This is a genomic window from Vibrio sp. 1069 (assembly GCF_033340555.1).
In genome coordinates this window covers 1-451 of sequence record NZ_JAWOWP010000272.1, presented here as the reverse complement: position 1 = coordinate 451, position 451 = coordinate 1, and the positions used below count along the sequence as shown (strand labels likewise).

Genomic DNA, 451 nt, shown 5'->3' with positions numbered 1-451 from the left:
CGAGCCGCGCCTTTCAGCGCAGTATCAATTTCTTCTAGCTCACTGTTGATGTAAATACGGAACGCTTGGAAAGCACGCGTCGCTGGGTGCTTTTTCTCTTTAAAACTTTTTGGTGCTGCTTCAGAGATCAGTTTTGCCAACTGACCAGTACGAACCATTGGCTCGTTCTCTTCGTTTTCACGGTATTCCACAATCGCACGAGCAATACGACGAGCGTGTTTGTCTTCACCGAATTCACGAATCACCCAAGTGATGTCATCCAGATCCGCTTCCATCAACCATTGAGAAACCGGGATGCCTGAAGTTGGGTCCATGCGCATATCTAGCGGGCCATCTTTCATAAAGCTGAAACCACGCTCTGCGTCATCCAGCTGAGGCGAAGACACACCAAGATCCAATAACACACCGTCTACTTTACCAACTAGGTCATACTCTTCTGCGTATTGAGCCA

General features: G+C 48.3%; 1 protein-coding gene. It reads right to left on the bottom strand.

Translation table 11 applies throughout. The features are described 5' to 3' along the window. Window positions 1-451: 16S rRNA (cytosine(1402)-N(4))-methyltransferase RsmH (gene rsmH / locus R7040_RS25920; protein ID WP_318097496.1), on the bottom strand; the 451-nt coding region annotated here is incomplete at both ends.